Genomic DNA, 20,956 nt, shown 5'->3' on the forward strand with positions numbered 1-20,956 from the left:
TGCTAATGCCTTAAGCCTGCCCTCTATCATATCGGGCTATCGTGTCGAGCGTTCGAGGCGATGAAACGCTGCGCATATGCATCACATGGCATGGATCTCCCGTTTTGGCAACGTGCCGGCGTGCAGGGCGCTGACTGAAAGGCTTTGTTCACAATCATGCTGCCAAAGTCACGTTGTCCAAGGCCGCGGTAAACTGGTGGATGTTGCTGTGACGAGTGTCGGCGCATGCGATGCCTGTATCAAGTGGTTATAACGATTCATGACGGGCGTCGAGGCGAAGGGACTTGTCGTGCTTTGGCGAGGGAATGCGAATTCCGTAATCGACTGAGCTGATGGCGGTTATCGTAAGGTGCCGCTCGTTGGCGCGCCGATGCGCCGAACGAGGCAGAGAAACCGTACGAATAGGTTATGCATAAGGAGCCATCATGGCAGATACCATCACACTCAAGGGCGAAGTCCGTAGCGAATTCGGCAAGGGCGTTGCCCGCCGCATGCGCGTCGCGCAGCAGATCCCCGCGACCATCTACGCCGGCGGAGTCCAGCCGGTCTTCATCAAGCTGCCGATGCGCGAGACCACGCTGGCGCTGCGTCGCACGAACGCCCTGTTCACGATCGAGTTCGGCAGCGATTCCAAGATGGCCGTCGTCAAGGATGTGCAGCGCAACCCCGTCAAGCGCATCGTCGAGCATATCGACTTCTACGAAGTCAAGGCCGGCGAGAAGATCGAGGTCTCCGTCCCGGTCTTCGTCGAGGGCACCCCGAAGGGCGCGGCTGTTGCGTTCGTCGATATCCAGGAGCTCACCGTGCGCGCCGACGTCTCCAACCTGCCTGAGCGCATCGTGGTGAACGTCGAAGGCATGACCGATGGCACCAAGGTGTTCGCCAAGGACATCGAACTGCCCGAAGGCGCCGAGCTGGACGCCAGCACCAACGGCGAGGAATCCGTCGTCACCGTCGAGGTACCTGAGGATGCGTCGGAGACCACTGCGACCCCCGAGACCGCAGCCCCCGCCGAAGCTGATGCCGCTGCGGCCACCACCGATGCCGCTCCTGCGGACGCTGCGTGACGTTCAGGCGACACTCAGTCGTCTTGAGATGGCAGCCTGAGATGGCAGCCGAGACACCGGTCTGAATATAAGGGGCCTGCATTCGCGTGCAGGCCCCTTTTCATAATGTGAACCGCCCATTAACGCGATGTGATTTGTGTGTCTAGAATGTGAGGCAGCGCCACGCCATAAGCGTCGACGTACCTGAACCTGCACCGTGAAGACGATGAAAACAGAAAAAGAAGCCAAGGAATGAGTGAAAACAATCATCATGATCCCGCAGCGCTGAACAAGCTCGCCGAGCCGTTCGAAGTGCTGCCCAACGACAATCCCGCCTCGGATGCCAAGCGCCAGGAGCTGACGGACAAGCCGGCTTTCGGCCAGGTCTTCTCCGACAACATGACTCACATGTCATGGACCAAGGGCGAAGGATGGTCGGATCGCCGCGTTGAGCCGTACGCCCCGCTGAAGCTGGACCCGGGCGCTTCGGTGCTGCACTATGCGCAGGAATGCTTCGAAGGCCTCAAGGCCTACCATCACGACGACGGTTCGGTCTGGCTGTTCCGCCCGGATGCGAACGCTAACCGCTTCCGCAATTCCGCCAAGCGCCTCTACCTGCCCGAACTGCCCGTGGACGACTTCCTGGGCTCGGTCGCCGCGCTCGTCAAGCGCGATGCCGCCTGGGTGCCGACCCGCCGCGAGTACACGCTGTACATGCGCCCCTTCCTGTTCGCCTCCGAGCCCTTCCTCGGCGTGCGCGCGCCCGAAGAGGTCGACTACTGCGTGATCGCCTCGCCGTCCGGCCCGTACTTCCCCGGCGGCGTCAAGCCCGTGAACATCTGGGTTGAGGACACCTGGTTCCGCACCGGCCCCGGCGGCACTGGCTTCGCCAAGTGCGGCGGCAACTACGCAGCGTCCCTGGTCGGCGAATACCGCGGCATCGAGAACGACTGCGAGCAGGTCTGCTTCGTGGATGCGGCGACCAAGACCTACCTCGAAGAGCTCGGCGGCATGAACATGTTCGCCGTGCATAAGGACGGCCATCTCGAAACTCCGTCGCTCACCGGCAACATCCTGCCCGGCGTGACCCGCAACTCCATCATCCAGCTCGCGCAGGATGAGGGCCGTGACGTGGTCGAGACCATGATCAAGCTGCAGGATCTGCTCGACGACATCAAGTCGGGCGAAGTCACCGAGGTGTTCGCCTGCGGCACCGCGGCGATCATCACCCCGATCGGCCACTTCAAGTCCGAGAAGTTCGATGTGACCGTCGGCGACGGCGGCTCGGGCGAGTACACCGTTGCCACCCGCAACCAGCTGCTCGGCATTCAGCTCGGCGAGATCGAAGATCCGCACGACTGGATGTGGAAGGTCTGCTGAGCGGTTTTGTTTGGCTGTGAGTTAGGCCGGTGATCTGATTCACCGACCTCAGTTCACGGACCGTGAGCTGTACATAGACGAGGGTCTGTCGGAAATGCGTTAGCGTGTTTCCGGCAGACCCTCGTTGTATTGGCATGAACGTTGGAGTTAGCGCTGATCAAGAGCTGCAGAAAGAGCCGGAATCTTGGCTTGGCTGCGACTGTTTGGCGTAGCCGCGTTTGTGTCAGCCTAACCCTCTATTCTTCGGTACTGCAATAAGTAAGCATGCGTTGGCAAGTTGTTGAATCGGGTATTGAAGAACAAAGCAGACAGGCAGGGGGCGTGAGCATGGAACCGGTGTTGGAAAGCAATGCGTTTTTCATGGCCATCGAATACCTCGCCATCTTCTGCTGCGGGCTTTCGGGCGGCCTGATGGCTGTGCACAAGGGGTATGACCTGTTCTCCATTCTCATGACGTCCTGGCTCACGGCTGTGGGCGGCGGCATCGTGCGTGACGTGCTGCTCGGCATCTTCCCGCCTGTGGGCATATCGGACCGGGGACTGGTGCTGACCACGCTGGCTTCGGGTCTTGTCGTGGCGGTCATCCACCCGGAAGTCGACAAGCTCAAATGGACCATGCTCGTAGTCGACGCGCTGGCGTTGGGCTTGTTCGCGGTCAATGGCACTTCGAAGGCCTTGATCTATCACGCCTCCGGCATGACTGCGGTGTTCATCGGCATGTTCACCACGCTATCCGGCGGGCTGATACGCGATGTGCTGCTCAACGAAGTGCCGGCGGTCATCAAGGACCGGCACTGGTATGCGGTGCCATCGTTCGTCGGCTGCGTGCTCACCGTGCTGCTGGGCAAGGCGCTGAGCGCCGGACTGGTCACATTCAACGCCGAGATGATCGGCGATGTGCTGATCGTAGGCATCGTAGTCGCGATGCGTATTCTCTCGGTGGTGTTCAACATCCAGCTTCCCGGCGCGTTGCGACGCCACGAGGCGCACCTGCCGCCAGTGCCGCCCGGCCGGTACCTGCGCAGGCCGGTCATTCACCCGCAGGCTCATGATTCGGGCGCGCCCGGCCATAGCCGAAATCGTGACGATGATGGCGATGCTGACAATGGCGGCGATAACGATGGGCCGCGTGCGTCGGGCGGGGCAAAGTAGTGTATGCCGGGCGGTTGGTGACCGAGCGAGGGGTTGCCGCGTGTCCGGAGGGAGCGTGCAAGCACAGGCCTAGTACGTTTGTCACGCTAACCGCGTGTTTTGCGTGATGTTGCTACGAGTGACAAACGGGGCTATGGCGTCTCGCCTAGGACCAGGTGACTGTTTCGAGGTTCACTCCGTTGGTGCGGGCGTTTGCCTCGATGATCTCGCGCAGCCATGTCGCAAGACCTGGTTCCTGCCGGTTGTAGTGCCCGGCGTACTCCGGGTTGGACTCGTACATACGCCCCAGCATGATCTGCATGCTGTAGGTCAGGTGGAAGTAGGAGCTGAAGGCTGCACGATGCCGTTCGGCAAGCTGATCCGCCTCGTCGCTGCCCGGCTTGACGCCGGTGCGCATTCCTGCTGCGAGCGCGGCGTCAACTTCTGCGTTGGCTTGCGCTATGGAGCTCCATTCGGCTGGGGTGCGGCTTGCCGCGTGTTCCGCATATTCGGCCCATTGCGGGGTGTCCTCCCATTGCTTGCGGGCGCGGCTCATCCAGTCAGCCTGCCATTCCGGTCCGAAGATCGCGGCCTGCTGCTGGGCGGTCAGGAGCACTCCGTTCTCACGGGCATGGATCATATGTTCCAGGCCTCGGAGCATATCCTGCAAGTGGGCGATCTGCGCGCTCACCTGCTCGTGTTGCCTGCGCAGTTCAGCGACGGAGTCCGCATTATCGCCCTCGAGAAGGGTCTTGATACTCTTAAGCGGCATTCCGAGCTCTCGGTAGACGATCACTCGCTGCAGACGGGCGACATCGGCGGCGGTGTAGATTCGATACCCGCGGGAGTCTCGCAAAGGCGGCGAGGCGATGCCGGTCGCGTCCCAATGGTGCAGCGTGCGCACGCTCACGCCTAAGCGGGCCGCCGTCTGCCCGATGGTCAGCCCTTGGGATGAATCGGCACTCATCTGGGTTCTCCTTATGCGTCCGGGGTTTCTTCGGGCCCGACGATTCCGATGCCTGCGAGATTGCGGGCCTCCTGGCTTGCCGGGTCGAAGGGCTTTGCTGCGGTGAAGATCACGCGCAGGCGCTCCGGGGTCGTGATTTCGAGATCAACGGTATTCCACGGGGTGGCCCTCGGCTCTTTGACGCATCCGGGGCGCATCGACTCGCAGGCTGCGGCGATGCTCTCGATTTCGCTCAGCACACATGCGAAGCTCAAGCTCGCCGTCGGCGCAGCGTCAATGTCTGTGTCTGTGTCGATGTCGGTGTCCGTGTCGGCTTGTGCGGCGGCCGGCACAAGGAGGACGTCCTGGAACGCCCACCGCCGCAGGTGCGTGAGGCTTCCCGGGATGGCGAACAGGTTGAAGAAGCCCAGAGCGTCTCGCCAGAATCGTTTCGATGCAGCAAGGTCGCGGGTGGGCACGATGACGAACATCGGCATCCCGTAGATGCCGCGGAACGGCTCAGGCGCCGCAACTGCATCCACGCTGGGCGTAGGGACTGGACTCATTTCAAAGGCGTTGTAGTAATTGCTCATAAACCTAAGCTTCCCGCCTGACGCAGCGTGAGGGTCAAGTTTCAGGCGTGTCGCAGAACCGTTCCGTTGGTGTCGCTGCGAACCCCGATGAGCAGGCATCAGCCAGGTCTGACAATCGCGATACGCTCAGGGCATGAGGGCCTTCGTGGAGAAAAACAACGCAATGACGATAGGCGCGCGGACCGTGGTACTGGTCATTGACTTGCAGCGTGGCGTGATGACTGAATGCTTTGACGCTAACCGTGTGCTAACGCGCGCAGCGGACCTCGTCGCCCGGGCACGCGAAAATGGTACAGCTATCGTATGGGTGCAGGACGACGGTGTCGCGCTCGGCACTCCCGACTGGGAATTGGCCGCGCCATTGAGCCGAAACGATGACGAGCCATTAGTACGTAAGACCTACCGCGACGCCTTTGCAGACACCAATCTGAAAAGCGTGCTTGACGGCTTGGGAGTAACCAGACTGGTGGTCGCAGGGGCGCAGTCGGACTACTGCATCCGAACCACGGTGCAACGTGCAGCAGCGGAAGGATACGACATCACCCTGGTCAGCGACGCCCATACCACGACCAGCGCTGAATGGGATGGCGTCACGATCACAGGTGAACAGATCGTGGCGCACACCAACCGGTACTTCAGCGGCTTGCGCTACCCCGGGCAGATCTGCGATATCGCAACTCACGATGCAGTGAGGCTCTAGCGTCACCATCGTCCGTACAGCAAAGACCCTTCAACTAGCAACCACACTCAGACCGCGCAAGACCGGACATGCAAAAAGCCCGCAGGCGTGAACCTGCGGGCTTTTACAAGCGATGGGTCATCAGACCCGTCACATCACAGCGCGTTAATCGCGACGGCGAGACCGGACTTGCGGTTGGCAGCCTGATTCTTGTGAATCACGCCACGGCCGGCGGCCTTGTCAAGCTTCTGCGCGGCGACCTGGTAGGCAGCCTCAGCAGCTTCCTTGTCACCCGCATCGATGGCCTGACGCGTGGCGCGAATCGAGGTCTTGAGACCCGACTTCACAGCCACGTTGCGCTGGTGCGCCTTCTCATTGGTGAGAACGCGCTTCTTCTGCGACTTAATGTTTGCCACTATCTACTCCAAACAACGTTTTCTATAAGGACATACAAACAAGTATGTTAACACCACATTCGGATAATCCCTATGTGGTGGCATGGGTGTTGCCTTGCGCGCTGTGGTGCATGTTGCTCAAGGCCGTACTGCAATGCCTACAGCAGCCGGTAGACTGGTGTGGTTGTGAAGCAGAGGCTGCACTGACATTCGTTGGAGGCACAGCCGCAGAAGCAGCGCATGGAATGGCACGTTGGCAGCAACAAGCAGCAAGGAGACGCACGTCAAGTGATTGAACCGAAGAACAGGCCCGGGTTTACCGATCAGTCGCTGATTCGCAACTTCTGCATCATCGCGCATATCGACCACGGCAAGTCCACCGTAGCCGACCGCATTTTGCAGCTCTCCGGCATCGTGCCCGAGCGCGAAATGCGCGACCGCTTCCTCGACCGCATGGACATCGAGCAGGAACGCGGCATCACTATCAAATCGCAGGCCGTGCGCGTGCCGTGGACCGTTGACGGCACCGAATACACGCTCGGCATGATCGACACCCCCGGGCATGTCGACTTCACCTACGAGGTCTCCCGCGCGCTGGCCGCGTGCGAGGGGGCCGTGTTGCTGGTCGACGCCACGCAGGGCATCGAGGCACAGACGCTGTCGAACCTGTACATGGCGATGGAGCATGACCTCACCATCATTCCGGTGCTCAACAAAATCGACCTGCCCAGCGCCGAACCGGACCGCCATGCCGAGGAGATAGCCGGGCTGATTGGCTGCGAGCCGCAATCCGTGCTTCGCGTGTCAGGCAAAACAGGCGAAGGCGTGCGCGATCTGCTCGATCAGATCGTCATGGACGTGCCCGCGCCTTCGGGCGACTCGCAGGCTCCTGCCCGCGCGCTGATCTTCGATTCGGTCTACGACTCCTACCGCGGTATCGTGACCTACATCCGCATGGTCGACGGCCGGCTCGAATCGCGCGAGAAACTGCATATGATGGGCATCGGCATGACCCATGAGCCCATCGAAATCGGCGTAATCAGCCCTGACATGGTGCCGACGAAGGCGCTTGCCGCAGGCGAGGTCGGCTATGTGATCACCGGCGCGAAGGACGTGAGCCAGTCGAAGGTCGGCGACACGGTCACTTCCGCGACCAGACCGGCGAGCGAGCCACTGCCGGGCTACCGCGATCCCAAGCCTATGGTGTATTCGGGACTGTTTCCGATTGATAACGCTCAGTTCCCTGAGCTGCGCGAGGCGCTCGACAAGCTCAAGCTCAATGACGCAGCGCTCGTCTATGAGCCGGAGACCTCGGTGGCGCTCGGTTTCGGCTTCCGCTGCGGATTCCTGGGGCTCTTGCATATGGAGATTGTCTCGGAACGACTTAGCCGAGAATTCGGGCTGGATCTGATCTCTACCGCGCCCAACGTCACCTACGATGTGACCGCCGAGGACGGTACGCTGCATCATGTCACCAATCCGAGCGAGTTCCCCGAAGGCAAGATCAAGAAGATCATCGAGCCGATGGTAGCCGCCGACATCATCACGCCCAAGGAGTTCATTGGCTCGGTGATGGACCTGTGCCAGGAGCATCGCGGCGAAATGGGCACGATGGAATACATCAGCGCCGAGCGCGTCGAAATGCACTATCGCATCCCGCTGGCGGAGATCGTCTTCGACTTCTTCGACCAGCTCAAAAGCCGCACCAAAGGCTACGCATCGCTCGACTACCATGAGGATGGCGAGCAGAGCGCCGACTTGGTCAAGGTCGATATACTGATTCAAGGCGAGAAGGTCGACGCCTTCAGCGCCATCGTCCACCGCGACAAGGCCTATGCGTATGGCGTGATGATGACGAAGAAGCTGCGCGAGCTCATCCCGCGCCAGCAGTTTGAGATTCCCATCCAGGCCGCCATCGGCTCACGCATCATCGCACGTGAAACCATCCGCGCGCTGCGCAAGGACGTGCTCGCCAAATGCTACGGCGGCGACATCACGAGAAAGCGCAAGCTGCTCGAAAAGCAGAAGGCCGGCAAGAAGCGCATGAAGATGCTCGGCCATGTCGAGGTGCCGCAGGAGGCGTTCATCGCCGCGCTGTCCACCGACGACGGCGCGACCGACCGCGACACCAAAGACAAGATCCGCGCCGCACAAAAGGGCGAGTAGTAAGTGATGACGAAGTCATCGTCGGTCTTTAGCCGAGGTGAGCAGCCGCTAAGGCTGCGAGGGCAGCGTTGGAAGCTGGTACCTTCTCATGTTTGAGGTATACATCCATGTCCCTTTCTGCATCCGATGCCGAGGCGTGAAGCGGACAGCACGGTGTGCTGTTCGTAGCCGAGGTGAGCAGCCGCTAAGGCTGCGAAGGCAGCGTTGGAAGTTGGCATATTATCATGTTTGAGGTTTATGTCCATGTTCCGTTCTGCATCCGACGCTGCGGCTACTGCGATTTCAACACGTACACCTCGCCGGATATGGGCGGCGGGGCAAGTCGAAGCAACTATGCCACGATGGCGATTGCGGAGATGCGGCTGGTCAAGCGCTGGCAGTACGAGCACGGCATTGTCGAGCCCGCCGCATCGACGGTGTTCTTCGGCGGCGGCACTCCCACGATTCTGCCCGCCGATGACCTCGCACGCATGCTGCACGCCGTCGAACAGCTCTGGGGGCTGGAACCGGGCGCGGAAATCACCACGGAAGCCAATCCTGACACCGTTGATGAGGATTACGTTGCCGCGCTTGCGGACGCTGGCTTCACGCGGATTTCCTTCGGTATGCAGTCGGCGGTGCCGCGCGTGCTCAAGACGCTCGACCGCACGCACACGCCTGCAAATGTCGAAGCGGGGGTTCGGGCCGCCAACAAGGCCGGAATCCGCTCAAGCGTGGATCTGATCTACGGCACGCCGGGGGAGAGCCTGGGGGACTGGCGCTACTCCGTGAAAACGGCGGTCGATCTGGGCGTCAACCATATTTCCGCATACGCGCTCACGCTGGAACCGACGACGAAAATGGGCCGTATGGTGCGTTCCGGTCGGTTACCGAAGCCCGATGATGACGACGAAGCGAACAAGTATGAAATAGCCGAGGACCTGTTCTCCGCAGCGGGTTTGCAATGGTACGAGGTATCGAACTGGGCGCGGCCGGGCTATGAGAGCCAACATAACCTCGGCTATTGGCGCAATGTCGACTGGGCGGGCATCGGGCCAGGTGCGCACAGTCACTACAATCGCGCGTCGGCGAGCCGCTTGACTGGACTCGCGCAGCCCGATGATCACGACGCGGCAAAGTATGAACTGCATCCGCTGCAGGCAGGGGTCAGGGCGTGGGATATCAAGCATCCACGCGTGTGGGGCGAGTCGATTTCAAGTGACACGGTGCCGTGGCAGGGCCAAGAGGCCATCACTGCCAAGGAGAACCTCGAAGAGCTCATCATGCTTGGACTGCGTCTGCGTGAAGGTCTTGACCTGAACCGAATCGATCGGGCGATGCGCGAGCCTAACGGCGACAATGCTATAGGCAGCGTTCATGCGAACTATTCCAAGGTAGACGATATTGCTGCGGCTGATTCCGTTACCCTCGGTACAGCCAATAATCACAACGATTTCGCCCTGCGACGCACACGCATCGCCAAACTGGCCGATGACGGCCTACTCACGATTCACGGCAACCGCGTGGTCCCCACCCTGCGCGGCCGCCTGCTCAACGACTACCTCATCGAGCAGTTCTTCGACATGGTTGGCCTATAACGTTCGGCTCACACTTTTTGCAGCGTTCTGAAAAAGTGTGAGGCAAGCGAACAAATCGTGTTCGCCTTCTACGAGTGGTAATCATTGAATTTCAGCCATTTGCACAGCAAAAAGCTACCATCGACTCTGTTCGATTGCCTCACACTTTTTCGAAGCACTTCAAAAAGTGTGAGCCAAGAACTTGGCGCAAGCCCCTCCGTGCGCACCATATGACTACCATGGCTTGCATGAGCTATGTTGCGACATTCGATGCGGGGACTACGGCGGTCAAGGCGGCGCTGACTGACGACGATGGCGGCATTGTTGCGTCGTGCTCGAGCGATGCGATGCCATTATTCATTGGCGATGGGCATCAGGAGCAGGACCCGCGCGACTGGTGGCGGGCGTTCCTGCAAGCGGCTCACACCATGCTGGCGAAGGCTGCGCAATCCGTGCCAGAGTTCGACCCGGCCAGCATTCTCGGCATTATCATGAGCGGGCAGATGCAGGATGTCATCGCGCTCGATGAGCAGCTGAACCCGGTGCGCCGCGCGATGCTCTATTCGGACGGTCGTGCCGATCGAGAGGCGCGTGAACTGGCGGAAATCGTAGGTGACACGGCCTTCCACAAGCTGACCGGCAATCAGCTCGAAGGCTCGCTGCCGTTGCTCAAACTCATGTGGTTCAAACGCCACGAGCCGCAGAATTTCGCGAAAACACGTCATGTATTGTTCGATGCCAAGGACTATCTCATTGCCCGGCTGACAGGGGCATTGGTGGCCGACGTCGTCGCCAGCTCCACAGTCGGGGCGATGGATATCCGCCAGCGCGCATGGAGTAGCAGCCTTATCGATGCGGCAGGCATGGATGAGGCCCTGTTTCCGGCGTTGCACAATCCAGAGGACCGCGTGGGCGAGGTCACCAGTCAGGCCGCAGAGCTGACCGGATTCGCGCCCGGCACGCCTGTGTTCGCTGGCATCGGGGACGCGGGAGCCACCACGCTTGCCAGCGGTGTGACCAAGCCCGGCGAATACAACATCAACATCGGTACTTCCGGATGGATCGCCACCGTTTCGCCCGAACCGATCACGGACCGGGCTGGCGTCGCGAATCTCGCCTGCACTACGGCGGGAGGCACACGCAATGGCGTCAGCAGTAGCGTTATCAATGGCGTGCCGTTCCTTAATGCCGGCAACGTGCATCACTGGGTTACGTCCGTGTTCGCGGGGAATGGTGGTGACGAAGACCGTGATTGTGAAGACACCAGCAGCGTCGTCGATTACGACCGCATGAGCGAGATGCTGGCTCGTAGCACGCCCGGCAGTAATGGCGTGCTGTGCCTGCCATACCTCTCCGGTGAGCGTTTTCCGGTGATGAACGCTTCCATCCGCGGCGCCTACGTCGGGCTCTCAGCCGATACGTCGGCTGCGGATATGGCGCGGGCGGCGCTCGAAGGAGTTGCCTTTTCCATCCGCCAAGGCTTGGAGACCTTCGACGCCGCACCGTCGGAGATCACGCTGATCGGCGGGGGAGCGCGGGAGCATGTCTGGTGCCAGATCATGGCCGATGTTCTCGGCCGCCCCATCGAAGTGTTCCGCAACGCGGACGTCATGCCGGCCGCCGCGCTTTCGTTCCTAGTGCATTACGCGCTCGGGCGTTTTGCCTCGCTCGATGAGGTCACGGCCCGACTGCGTACCTGCCGCGACAGCGTCACCTATGAGCCGGATGGGGAAACCGTGCGCCTGTACGATGTGGTCTACAGTCGTTATCGTGCGCTGTATCCGGCCATTAATGGGCTTGGATGAGTGAGATTTGGCGCTTATCGCACTGACAATGCCCCTTTCGTGACGCTTATTCGTAGCTAGCGTCACAAAAGGGGCAGTATCCCGTGAGCAGTGCCCCTTTCGTGACGGATACTGACGGTAAGCGTCACGAAAGGGGCATAGCGACTGGGAAGGAACATACAAAATAGGGAGGCATATCATGATCGACCATATGACGCTGCATGTGCGCGACGTCGAGCGCAGCATCGCATTCTATACGGTGGCGCTCGCTCCGCTTGACTATGTGGTGAAGGCGCATCACGAGCCTACGCTCGGATTCGGCGTCGATGACGGCACGCCACATTCCGATTTCTACGTTTCGCCGCTTGATGAGGGTGCGGCTGACAGCGTGACCAACAACGCGGCTAATGGCACAGTCGAGCATCCACATGGGCAATCATTGCAGCAGCCATACGCGCCAACCCACATCTCCTTCCTCGCGCCAGACCGCGCCGCAGTGCAGGCATTCTACGATGCGGCGCTCGCCGTCGGCGGGCATGACAATGGGGCTCCCGGCCCGCGCCCGTACCATGCGGGCTACTATGCGGCGTTCGTGCTGGACCCGGACGGCAACAACATCGAGGCCGTGGTCGATTGGAGTCATGACACCGGTTCCGCGACTGCTTGAAGGCGGTCCTATAAAGACGAGGTAAGGGAAGAGAACGCATAAGCCAGCCGTTACGCCCTTAGCCCCATCAACCTCCCCAAACCTTCTGCAACCTCCTCAAACCTCCCCAAACCTCCACGAAACACCGCAGAACCCATGCAATTAACTCGGTATATGGACTCTCGAAACCCTCTTGACATTGCCGAGCGGTATTCTATCCAAGCACTGGCAAAGAACCGCGGGTAGCACCCCGCCAAAAACGATGAAGGTGGTTTCGGTGACTTTCCACGCTCCGCTTGATCTAACGGTCCATGAAGCACAGGGCATGTATGACCCTTCGCAGGAACACGACGCATGTGGCGTGGGTATGGTCGCCACGTTGAACCGCCGCGCTGAGCGCAGAATCGTCGATAAGGCCATCGAGGTCCTCGTCAACCTCGACCATCGTGGCGCAGTCGGCGCCGAAGAGAACACCGGCGATGGCGCTGGCATTCTCATATCGATGCCGGACGAGTTCATGCGTGCTGTCATCGACGTGGAGCTTCCGCCCGAGGGCCATTACGCTGCTGGCATTGCGTTCCTCGACCGCGATATCGCAGGTTCCGGCAGGCAGGAGCAGGCCATCGCGCAGATCGCCAAGGAAGAGGGCCTTGAGGTTCTCGCCTGGCGCGTGGTCCCTACGAACCCTGACGGACTGGGCCTGCAGGCGCTCGCATCCATGCCCTCGTTCAAGACGCTGGTCGTGGCGGACGCAAATGGTGCCGTAGGCGCAGGCACGGGCGACTTGGCTCTGGACCGCAAGACCTTCCGACTGCGCAAGCGCGTCGAGCATGAGGTCGGCGTCTACTTCGCCTCGCTCTCCGCGCGCACCATCACTTACAAGGGCATGCTCACCACGATGCAGCTCACCTCTTTCTTCCCCGATCTCACCGACGATCGCATGAAGGCCACCATCGCCATCGTACACTCGCGCTTCTCGACCAACACCTTCCCGAGCTGGCCGCTGGCGCAGCCCTTCCGCCTCATCGCGCACAACGGCGAAATCAACACCATCCAGGGCAATCGCAACTGGCTTTCGGCCCGTGAAGGCCGGCTCAGCTCCACACTGCTCGGCGAATTCAAGCCGCTGCTGCCCGTCGGCACTCCGGGGGCTTCGGATTCGGGCACCTTCGACGAATGCCTTGAGCTGCTGCACCTCTCCGGCCGCAGCATCACGCACGCCATTTCGATGATGCTGCCGCCCGCCTGGGAGAAGGACGAGTCGCTCGACCCCGATATCCGCGCGTTCTACGAGTACAACAACACGCTTATCGAGCCGTGGGACGGCCCGGCGAACATCGTCTTCACCGACGGCACGCTGGTCGGCGCGCAGCTGGACCGCAACGGCTTCAGGCCGGGGCGCTGGCAGCTCAACGACGACAACACGGTCGTGCTCGCCTCGGAGGCCGGCGTGCTGCCCGAGATCGAGCAGGAGCACATCATATCCAAGGGTCGGCTTGAGCCCGGCAAGATGTTCCTCATCGACACCGAGCAGGGGCGGCTGGTGCCCGATGAGGAGATCAAGGCGAATCTGGCCGCGCTGCATCCCTACCGCCAGTGGGTGGAGGGCAACAGCGTCGAGATGAGCCAGCTGCCCGCGCGCGAGCACGTACGGCATTCAGGCCAGTCGGTCCAGCGTCGTCAGCGCGCTTTCGGCTACACGCAAGAAGACCTGAAGATGCTTCTGATTCCGATGGCGAACAGCGGCAAGGAGCCACTGGGCGCGATGGGCAACGACGCGCCGATGGCGGTGCTCTCCGAACGCAGCCGCATGCTCTTCGACTACTTCACGCAGAAGTTCGCCCAGGTCACCAACCCGCCGCTCGACTGGGAGCGCGAGGAGATTGTCACCTGCCTCGAATCAGCCATCGGCCCTGAGCCGAACCTGCTTGAGGACTCCGAGCTGCATGCCAAGAAGATCCTCATTCCGCTGCCGATTGTGAATTCCGACGAGATGGCGCAGCTCAAGCGCCTCGACAAGGCGAAGATCCTCGGCGACTACTACCGCCCGTACATCGTCAAGGGCCTGTATCAGGTGGCCGGAGGCGGCAAGGCGCTTGAAGAGCGGCTTCAGGAGATCTTCGACGAGATCGACGAGGCCATCGCCGGCGGCAAGAACTTCATCGTGCTTTCCGACCGCGAGTCGAACCACACCTGGGCGCCGATTCCCTCGCTGCTGCTGACGAGCGCCGTGCAGCACCATCTGCTGCGCACGCATACCCGCACGCAGATCTCGATGGCCGTCGAGGCCGGCGATGTGCGCGAGATTCACCATGTCGCGCTGCTGATCGCCTACGGCGCAGCCTGCGTGAACCCCTACCTCGCCTTCGAATCGGTCGAGGATTTAGCTAACACCGGCTACCTGTCCGTTAACGCCGAAACTGCGGTGAGAAATCTCACCAAGGCGCTGTCGACAGGCGTGCTCAAGATCATGAGCAAGATGGGCGTCTCCACGATCATGAGCTATCGCGGCGCGCAGCTGTTCGAGGCCGTGGGCCTGAGCCAGAGCGTGATCGACAAATACTTCACTGGCACCACCTCGCGCGTCGGCGGAGCCGGGCTGGACGAGATCGCCGAGGAAGTCGCTATCCGGCACCGCGTGGCCTACCCGAATCAGTGGACGGCCACGCCGCACCGCAAGCTGCGCACCGGTGGCGACTACAAGTGGCGTCGCACCGGCGAAGACCATCTCAACGACCCCGAGTCGATTTTCCTGCTGCAGCAATCGACACAGCGCGCCGACTACGACATGTTCAAGCAGTATTCGGCGCATATCAATGACACGTCGAACCGGCTCATGACCCTGCGCGGGCTCATGTCCTTCACCGGCGACCGCAAGCCGATCGACATTGATGAGGTCGAGCCGGCCAGCGAAATCGTCAAGCGCTTCTCCACCGGCGCGATGAGCTATGGCTCGATTTCGCAGGAGGCGCACGAGACGCTGGCCATCGCGATGAACTCGATCGGCGCGCGCTCGAACTCCGGCGAAGGCGGCGAATCCGACGACCGCATAGCCGACCCGCGCCGCACCAGCCGCATCAAGCAGATCGCCTCGGCCCGCTTCGGCGTGACCAGCGACTACCTCGTGCATGCCACTGACTTGCAGATCAAGCTCGCCCAGGGCGCCAAGCCCGGCGAGGGCGGCCATCTGCCCGGGGCCAAGGTGCCGCCGTGGATTGCCAAGGTGCGCCATGCGACACCCGGCGTCGAGCTGATTTCCCCGCCACCGCATCACGACATCTACTCGATCGAAGACCTGAAGCAGCTTATCAACGATGCCAAGATGGCCAATCCCAAGGCGCGCATCCATGTGAAGCTGGTCTCCGAGTTCGGCGTGGGTACCATCGCGGCCGGTGTGGCTAAATGCCATGCGGACGTGGTGCTCATCTCCGGCTACGACGGCGGCACCGGCGCAGCTCCGCTCAATGCCATCAAGCATGCGGGCACCCCGTGGGAGATCGGCCTGTCCGAGACCCAGCAGACGCTGATTCTCAACGGTCTGCGCTCCCGCATTGTCGTGCAGTGCGACGGCGAGCTGAAAACCGGCCGCGACGTGGTGATCGCCGCGCTGCTGGGCGCCGAGGAATTCGGCTTCGCCACGTCGGCGCTGATGGTCGAGGGCTGCGTCATGATGCGCGCATGCCATTTGAACACCTGCCCGCAGGGCATCGCCACGCAGGACCCCGAGCTGCGCGCGCGCTTCACCGGCAAGCCCGAGCATGTCATCAACTTCTTCATGTTCATCGCCCAGGAAGTACGTGAGCTGCTCGCCCAGCTCGGCTTCCATACGCTCGAAGAGGCGGTGGGCCATGTCGAATGCCTCGATCAGAACGAGGCCGTGACCCGCTGGAAGGCTGACGGCATCGATCTGTCCAACGTGCTCATGCAGCCCGGCCCTACGCCCGGCACGATTCTGCACCAGACCATCGAGCAGAACCACGAGCTTGAGAAGGCTCTTGACAACCGGCTCATCGACCTGGCTCGCTCGGCGCTCGAGCGCCGGGAACCGGTGCGCATCGAAGTGCCTATCCGCAATGTCAACCGCACGGTGGGCACGATGGTCGGCTACGAGATCACCAACCGGTACGGTGCCGAAGGACTGCCCGACGACACCATCGACATGACCTTGCACGGTTCGGGCGGCCAGTCCATCGGCGCGTTCATCCCGCGCGGCGAAACCCTGCGCGTCTACGGCGAAGTCAACGACTACGCAGGCAAGGGCCTGTCCGGAGGCCGCCTGATCGTGCGCCCCGAGGAAGGCGCGAACTTCGATCCGCATGAGAATGTCATCGCGGGCAATGTCGCCGGATTCGGCGCGACCTCGGGCGAAATGTTCATCGCAGGAAGCGCCGGCGAGCGCTTCGGCGTGCGCAACGGCGGAGCCACCTTCGTGGTCGAAGGCGTGGGCGACCACGGCTGCGAGTACATGACCGGCGGCACCGTGGCGATTCTCGGGCCCACCGGGCGCAATCTCGGCGCCGGCTTCTCCGGCGGCGAGGTCTACGTGCTCGATCTGGACATGGGCAAGGTCAATCCGCAAGCCGTGAAAACCGGTGCGCTGCTCTTCCAGCGGCTGGATGATGAGCAGGAGCGCTTCGTCCACGATCTGGTCAAGCGCCATGCCGAGGAGACCGGATCGCAGTTCGCGGCGGAGCTGCTGGGCGACTGGGAGCGCACCGCCGCCCGCTTCACCCACGTGGTGCCGAGGCAGTATGTGGCGATGACCGACGCGATGCGCCGGGCCGAGGCACAGCACGTTGATTTCAATGCGCCGGGCGCATGGGAGCATGTGTACGAGCAAGTCATGGAAGGAGCCCACTGATATGAGCGACCCCAGAGGATTCCTCAAAGTCCGCACGCGCCGCGAGATGGCCGAACGGCCTGTCGAAGAGCGCATCAAGGACTGGTTCGACGTGCATGCCGAGCATGGCGCGCAGCCGTGGACCCGCGAGCAGGCTTCGCGCTGCATGGATTGCGGCACCCCGTTCTGCATGACCGGCTGCCCGCTGGGCAACGTCATCCCCGAGTTCAACGACCTGGTCAGCCAGGGCAAGTGGGAGGACGCCTACAACCGCCTTTCCATGACGAACAACTTCCCCGAGGCGACCGGCCGCGTATGCCCGGCGCCGTGCGAGCACGCCTGCGTGCTGGCGATTCACCAGCCGGCCACGGCCATCAAGAACGACGAGGTCACGATTATCGATCAGGCCTTCGCGCTCGGCTATGTCAAGCCGATGCCGCCGCAGCGCCTCACCGACATGACCATCGCTATCGTCGGCTCCGGACCTGCCGGCCTGGCCTGCGCCCAGCAGCTGACTCGCGCCGGTCACACCGTCGTCGTGTATGAGCGCGACGACGCGATCGGCGGGCTCATGCGCTACGGCATCCCGAATTTCAAGCTCGACAAGCATCTGCTCGACGAACGCATCGCGCAGATGGAGGCTGAGGGAACCCGCTTCATGACCAACATGGAAATCGGCAAGAACATCAGCTGGGATGAGCTGCGTTCGCGCTATGACGCCGTCGTGGTAGCCATCGGTTCCGGCGCGCCGCGCGACGTTGCCATTCCCGGGCGCGACCTGGAAGGCATCCACTTCGCGATGGACTTCCTGCCCGACACGACCCGCCGGCTCTACGGCGTGCAGCCGCACGGCGACATCGACGCCAACGGCAAGCATGTCGTCATCATCGGCGGCGGCGACACCGGCTCGGACTGCCTGGGAGCTTCGATTCGCCAGGGCGCGAAGGACGTGACCGTGCTGCAGATCAATCCGCAGGAGCCGCTTGAGCGCACGGAGAGCCATCCGTGGCCGACCTACGCGCGCACCTATCAGAAGACCACATCGATGCAGGAGGGCGGCGAATACCTCTACAACACCGATTCGGTGAGCTTCGAAGGCATCGAGGACGATATGGATCGTGTTGCCGTCGACGATACTTCGGTGCCCGCCGGATTCGTGGCGGACGATCAGGGCCATGTCACTGGGGTCAAGATCATCAGCGTCGAGCTTGACGAGAACGGCAAGCGCGTGCATGTTCCCGGCACAGAGCGCGTGCTCCCCGCTGATTTGGTGCTGATATCCGTAGGCTTCGCGCACCCGGACACGACCACGCTGCTTGATCAGCTGCCCGTCGAGCTGGATGGACGCGGCAACGTGTCGCGCGACGCCGAATTCTCCACCACGCAGGACGGCGTCTTCGTGTGCGGCGATGCCGGACGCGGCCAGAGCCTGGTCGTGTGGGCCATCTCCGAGGGTCGCAGCTGCGCCGCATCGGTCGACAAATACCTCACCGGCGTCACCGAACTGCCCTCGCCGATCGCGCCGACCGATCGCCCCATGTCACTGCCGCTCAAGGCATTGGTTCACTAAACCACCGAGTTACTTTCGGCGTGCGAAAGGGGCGGCAGCTATTAGGCTGCCGCCCCTTTCGTGACGTGTTTACCTGTTTGCTTGAGTCAGATACTGTAGGTTTCTAGGCCCCCAGACTTCCAGATTTCCAGCAGGTCAGGCTTTTTCGCCGCTGCCGGGGCTTGCCTGCCCCTTCGTCACCTCGTAGGATTTTGCGCCGGTGCCGGCCAGCGCGCCGCCCTGCGCGATGATGTACTCGTCGCGAATCGGCTCATCGTCGAGGAAGTCCTCGAGGATTTCACGGGTTCCGGCCGCGTAACGTGCCTGCGCTGACAAGGTCGTGCCCGAGATGTGCGGCGTCATGCCTTCGTGCGGCATGGTCCGCCACGGATGGTTCTCGGGCGCGGGCTGCGGATACCACACGTCGCCCGCGTACCCGGCGAGCTGGCCGGAATTGAGCGCGTCGACAATGGCGTCGCGATCCACAAGCTCGCCGCGGCCGTTGTTGACAATGTAGGAGCCGCGCTTCATCGACGCAATCACCGAGGTATTGAACATGTGGCGGGTTGCGGCGTACAACGGCGTTTCCAGGACCGCGATGTCAACGACTTTCGCCAGCTCCTTGACATCCGGGTAATAAGTGGCACCGAGGCTCTGCTCATAATCGGCAGGCAGCTGGTGACGCTGGGTGTACGCCAGCTTGACGCCGAATGGCTTGAGCCGTTCGAGCACCGCCTTGCCGATGCGCCCTGCGCCCACGACGCCGACGGTCATGCCTTCCAAGTCGTACGCGCGCGAAACGCAATCGGCGATATTCCAGCCGCCCTTGCGCGCCCAGTCATGCGACGGCAGGTAGTTGCGCACCAGCGCCAGCACCTGCATGACCGCATGCTCGGCCACGCTGATGCTGTTGCAGTAGGTCACTTCGGCCACGGTCACGTTATGCTCGTTGGCCGCGTTCAAGTCCACATGGTCGGAGCCGATGCCAGCGGTTATCGCCAGCTTGAGCTTCTTGGCCTTCGCGAAGCGTTCGGCGGTCAGGTAGGCCGGCCAGAACGGCTGGGAGATGACGACATCGGCGTCGGGCAGCTCCTTATCGAACTGCGAATCCGGCCCTTCCTTGTCGGAGGTGACCACGAATTCGACATTGCGGTCCTTGAGGAACTTCGTCAGTCCGAGCGCGCCCGAAACCGAGCCGAGCAGCTCGCCGGGCTTGAAATCAATCGCCTTGGGGGAGGGCAGCGTCGACCCATCAGGGTACGAGCTGAGCTCTGGAACGGTGTCGCGCGCGTATTTCGGCGGATACCCATCGACGGGGTCCGGATACAGCACACATAATACCTTGGTCATAATCTATGCTCCTTTGCATATATATGCGGCCATAGCGCGCGTTTGCAAGAGACATAGCCAGACACCATGCAGTCCTGCACAGTGCATTTCTCCACACAGTGCAGTCCCACACGCAGTGCATTCGCAACCGCCACAGCCTGAAACGTCGAATTGCTTCGAGCTTCACTTCGGTTATAGCACTTATCCGTTCACCATAAGCTGACTTGGAAGGAGCGCGAGCTTATGGCGTTTATTGGTTCCGGTTTCCATCATCGCGTGCTGTTTCATCTGCGCTCGTTGTGCTCCATGCGACGATGAGTTCAGCGAGCCTCATGCCTGCCTACATGGTTGCGGTACACTGGAACGCGGAAAACCGTTGTTTCATGGAGGAGAAGCTATGCCGAATCGCGCCGAACGCCGGGCTCAGGACAAGCGCAGCCGCAGGGGAGTGCCTGCGCAATACGACCAGACGCAGGGGCGTGCGCGGTCGGATATGATCGACGAATATGCCTTGCAGGACAAGTCGCGCCGGCTCGAAGAACATGTCGACGGCGAATGGAAGCCCTCGGCCAGCGTCACCGACACGACCGGCGATAGGCTGGACGACATTGAGATGCGCGATCCTGACATCATCAAGCCGCCGCATTCGGTGCGTCAGGCGTTCCGCATCGTCAGCTGGACGCTCATCAGCCTTTCAGTGATTGCATTCCTCGTCATCATGTGGCTGCCGAGCCATCCGCTGTGGCTGATCGCCACGATCAGCGCGGTGTTCGTCGTTGCTGTGCTGAGCCTGTTCGTCGTGGCGGGAGACCCGAAGCACAACCCCAATCTCGACGCGAACGGCACTGCGGTATAGCGCGGTATAGCGCCGCATAATGCTACATGCCGTGGGGCATGGCTCACCGCGCAACTTCAG

Annotated in this window: 15 protein-coding genes; 11 read left to right on the top strand and 4 right to left on the bottom strand. The window is 61.7% G+C overall.

Going from position 1 to position 20,956, the window contains the following annotated elements; all coding sequences use genetic code 11:
- Positions 1 to 425: 425 nt before the first annotated feature.
- The 3 genes from LKK40_RS02955 to LKK40_RS02965 all read left to right on the top strand — a co-directional run bounded on the left by LKK40_RS02955 (position 426) and on the right by LKK40_RS02965 (position 3,578).
- Positions 426 to 1,067, top strand: coding sequence for a 50S ribosomal protein L25/general stress protein Ctc (locus LKK40_RS02955; protein ID WP_304309082.1), 642 nt, complete (start codon positions 426 to 428; stop codon positions 1,065 to 1,067).
- A 231-nt stretch (positions 1,068 to 1,298) separates the two neighbouring features.
- On the top strand, positions 1,299 to 2,426 hold the full coding sequence (locus LKK40_RS02960) for a branched-chain amino acid aminotransferase (RefSeq protein WP_152579805.1): 1,128 nt from the start codon (positions 1,299 to 1,301) through the stop codon (positions 2,424 to 2,426).
- Between the two features lie 327 nt (positions 2,427 to 2,753).
- Positions 2,754 to 3,578, top strand: a complete 825-nt coding sequence (locus LKK40_RS02965) for a trimeric intracellular cation channel family protein (RefSeq protein ID WP_304309502.1) — start codon at positions 2,754 to 2,756, stop codon at positions 3,576 to 3,578.
- A 145-nt stretch (positions 3,579 to 3,723) separates the two neighbouring features.
- Here LKK40_RS02965 and LKK40_RS02970 read toward each other — a convergent pair whose 3' ends face one another.
- Positions 3,724 to 4,524 carry a MerR family transcriptional regulator gene (locus LKK40_RS02970; RefSeq protein WP_304309084.1) on the bottom strand — a complete coding sequence of 267 codons (801 nt, stop codon included), beginning with the start codon at positions 4,522 to 4,524 and terminating at the stop codon, positions 3,724 to 3,726.
- 11 nt (positions 4,525 to 4,535) lie between these two features.
- Positions 4,536 to 5,096, bottom strand: coding sequence for a hypothetical protein (locus tag LKK40_RS02975; RefSeq protein ID WP_304309086.1), 561 nt, complete (start codon positions 5,094 to 5,096; stop codon positions 4,536 to 4,538).
- A 133-nt stretch (positions 5,097 to 5,229) separates the two neighbouring features.
- Here LKK40_RS02975 and LKK40_RS02980 point away from each other — a divergent pair, with 133 nt between their 5' ends.
- Entirely contained in the window at positions 5,230 to 5,796 is a 567-nt protein-coding gene (locus LKK40_RS02980) for an isochorismatase family protein (RefSeq protein ID WP_304309087.1), read from the top strand.
- 134 nt (positions 5,797 to 5,930) lie between these two features.
- On the opposite strand, the gene rpsT is transcribed toward LKK40_RS02980, so the two are convergent.
- Complete coding sequence (rpsT, locus tag LKK40_RS02985; RefSeq protein ID WP_152579803.1) at positions 5,931 to 6,191, bottom strand: 30S ribosomal protein S20; 261 nt, start codon at positions 6,189 to 6,191, stop codon at positions 5,931 to 5,933.
- Between the two features lie 267 nt (positions 6,192 to 6,458).
- Here rpsT and lepA point away from each other — a divergent pair, with 267 nt between their 5' ends.
- From lepA to LKK40_RS03015, 6 genes are all read left to right on the top strand, one after another.
- Positions 6,459 to 8,336, top strand: coding sequence for a translation elongation factor 4 (gene lepA, locus LKK40_RS02990; RefSeq protein WP_304309089.1), 1,878 nt, complete (start codon positions 6,459 to 6,461; stop codon positions 8,334 to 8,336).
- Positions 8,337 to 8,560: 224 nt separating this feature from the next.
- Positions 8,561 to 9,913, top strand: a complete 1,353-nt coding sequence (gene hemW, locus LKK40_RS02995; RefSeq protein WP_304309091.1) for a radical SAM family heme chaperone HemW — start codon at positions 8,561 to 8,563, stop codon at positions 9,911 to 9,913.
- Between the two features lie 227 nt (positions 9,914 to 10,140).
- A complete protein-coding gene (locus tag LKK40_RS03000; protein WP_304309093.1) occupies positions 10,141 to 11,697 on the top strand; it encodes a xylulokinase in 1,557 nt (518 codons plus the stop codon).
- A gap of 178 nt (positions 11,698 to 11,875) precedes the next feature.
- On the top strand, positions 11,876 to 12,343 hold the full coding sequence (locus LKK40_RS03005; RefSeq protein WP_304309095.1) for a VOC family protein: 468 nt from the start codon (positions 11,876 to 11,878) through the stop codon (positions 12,341 to 12,343).
- Positions 12,344 to 12,599: 256 nt separating this feature from the next.
- Positions 12,600 to 17,183 (top strand): glutamate synthase large subunit, encoded by a 4,584-nt coding sequence (gene gltB, locus LKK40_RS03010; RefSeq protein ID WP_304309097.1) that lies wholly within the window; start codon positions 12,600 to 12,602, stop codon positions 17,181 to 17,183.
- A 1-nt stretch (position 17,184) separates the two neighbouring features.
- Entirely contained in the window at positions 17,185 to 18,732 is a 1,548-nt protein-coding gene (locus LKK40_RS03015) for a glutamate synthase subunit beta (protein WP_304309099.1), read from the top strand.
- A gap of 135 nt (positions 18,733 to 18,867) precedes the next feature.
- On the opposite strand, the gene LKK40_RS03020 is transcribed toward LKK40_RS03015, so the two are convergent.
- Entirely contained in the window at positions 18,868 to 20,061 is a 1,194-nt protein-coding gene (locus tag LKK40_RS03020; RefSeq protein ID WP_304309101.1) for an NAD-dependent formate dehydrogenase, read from the bottom strand.
- A gap of 376 nt (positions 20,062 to 20,437) precedes the next feature.
- Between LKK40_RS03020 and LKK40_RS03025 the strand changes: the two genes are divergently transcribed.
- A complete protein-coding gene (locus LKK40_RS03025; RefSeq protein WP_304309103.1) occupies positions 20,438 to 20,896 on the top strand; it encodes a tripartite tricarboxylate transporter TctB family protein in 459 nt (152 codons plus the stop codon).
- Positions 20,897 to 20,956: the final 60 nt, after the last annotated feature.

This window comes from Bifidobacterium tibiigranuli (genome assembly GCF_022655035.1).
Classification (GTDB): domain Bacteria; phylum Actinomycetota; class Actinomycetes; order Actinomycetales; family Bifidobacteriaceae; genus Bifidobacterium; species Bifidobacterium tibiigranuli_A.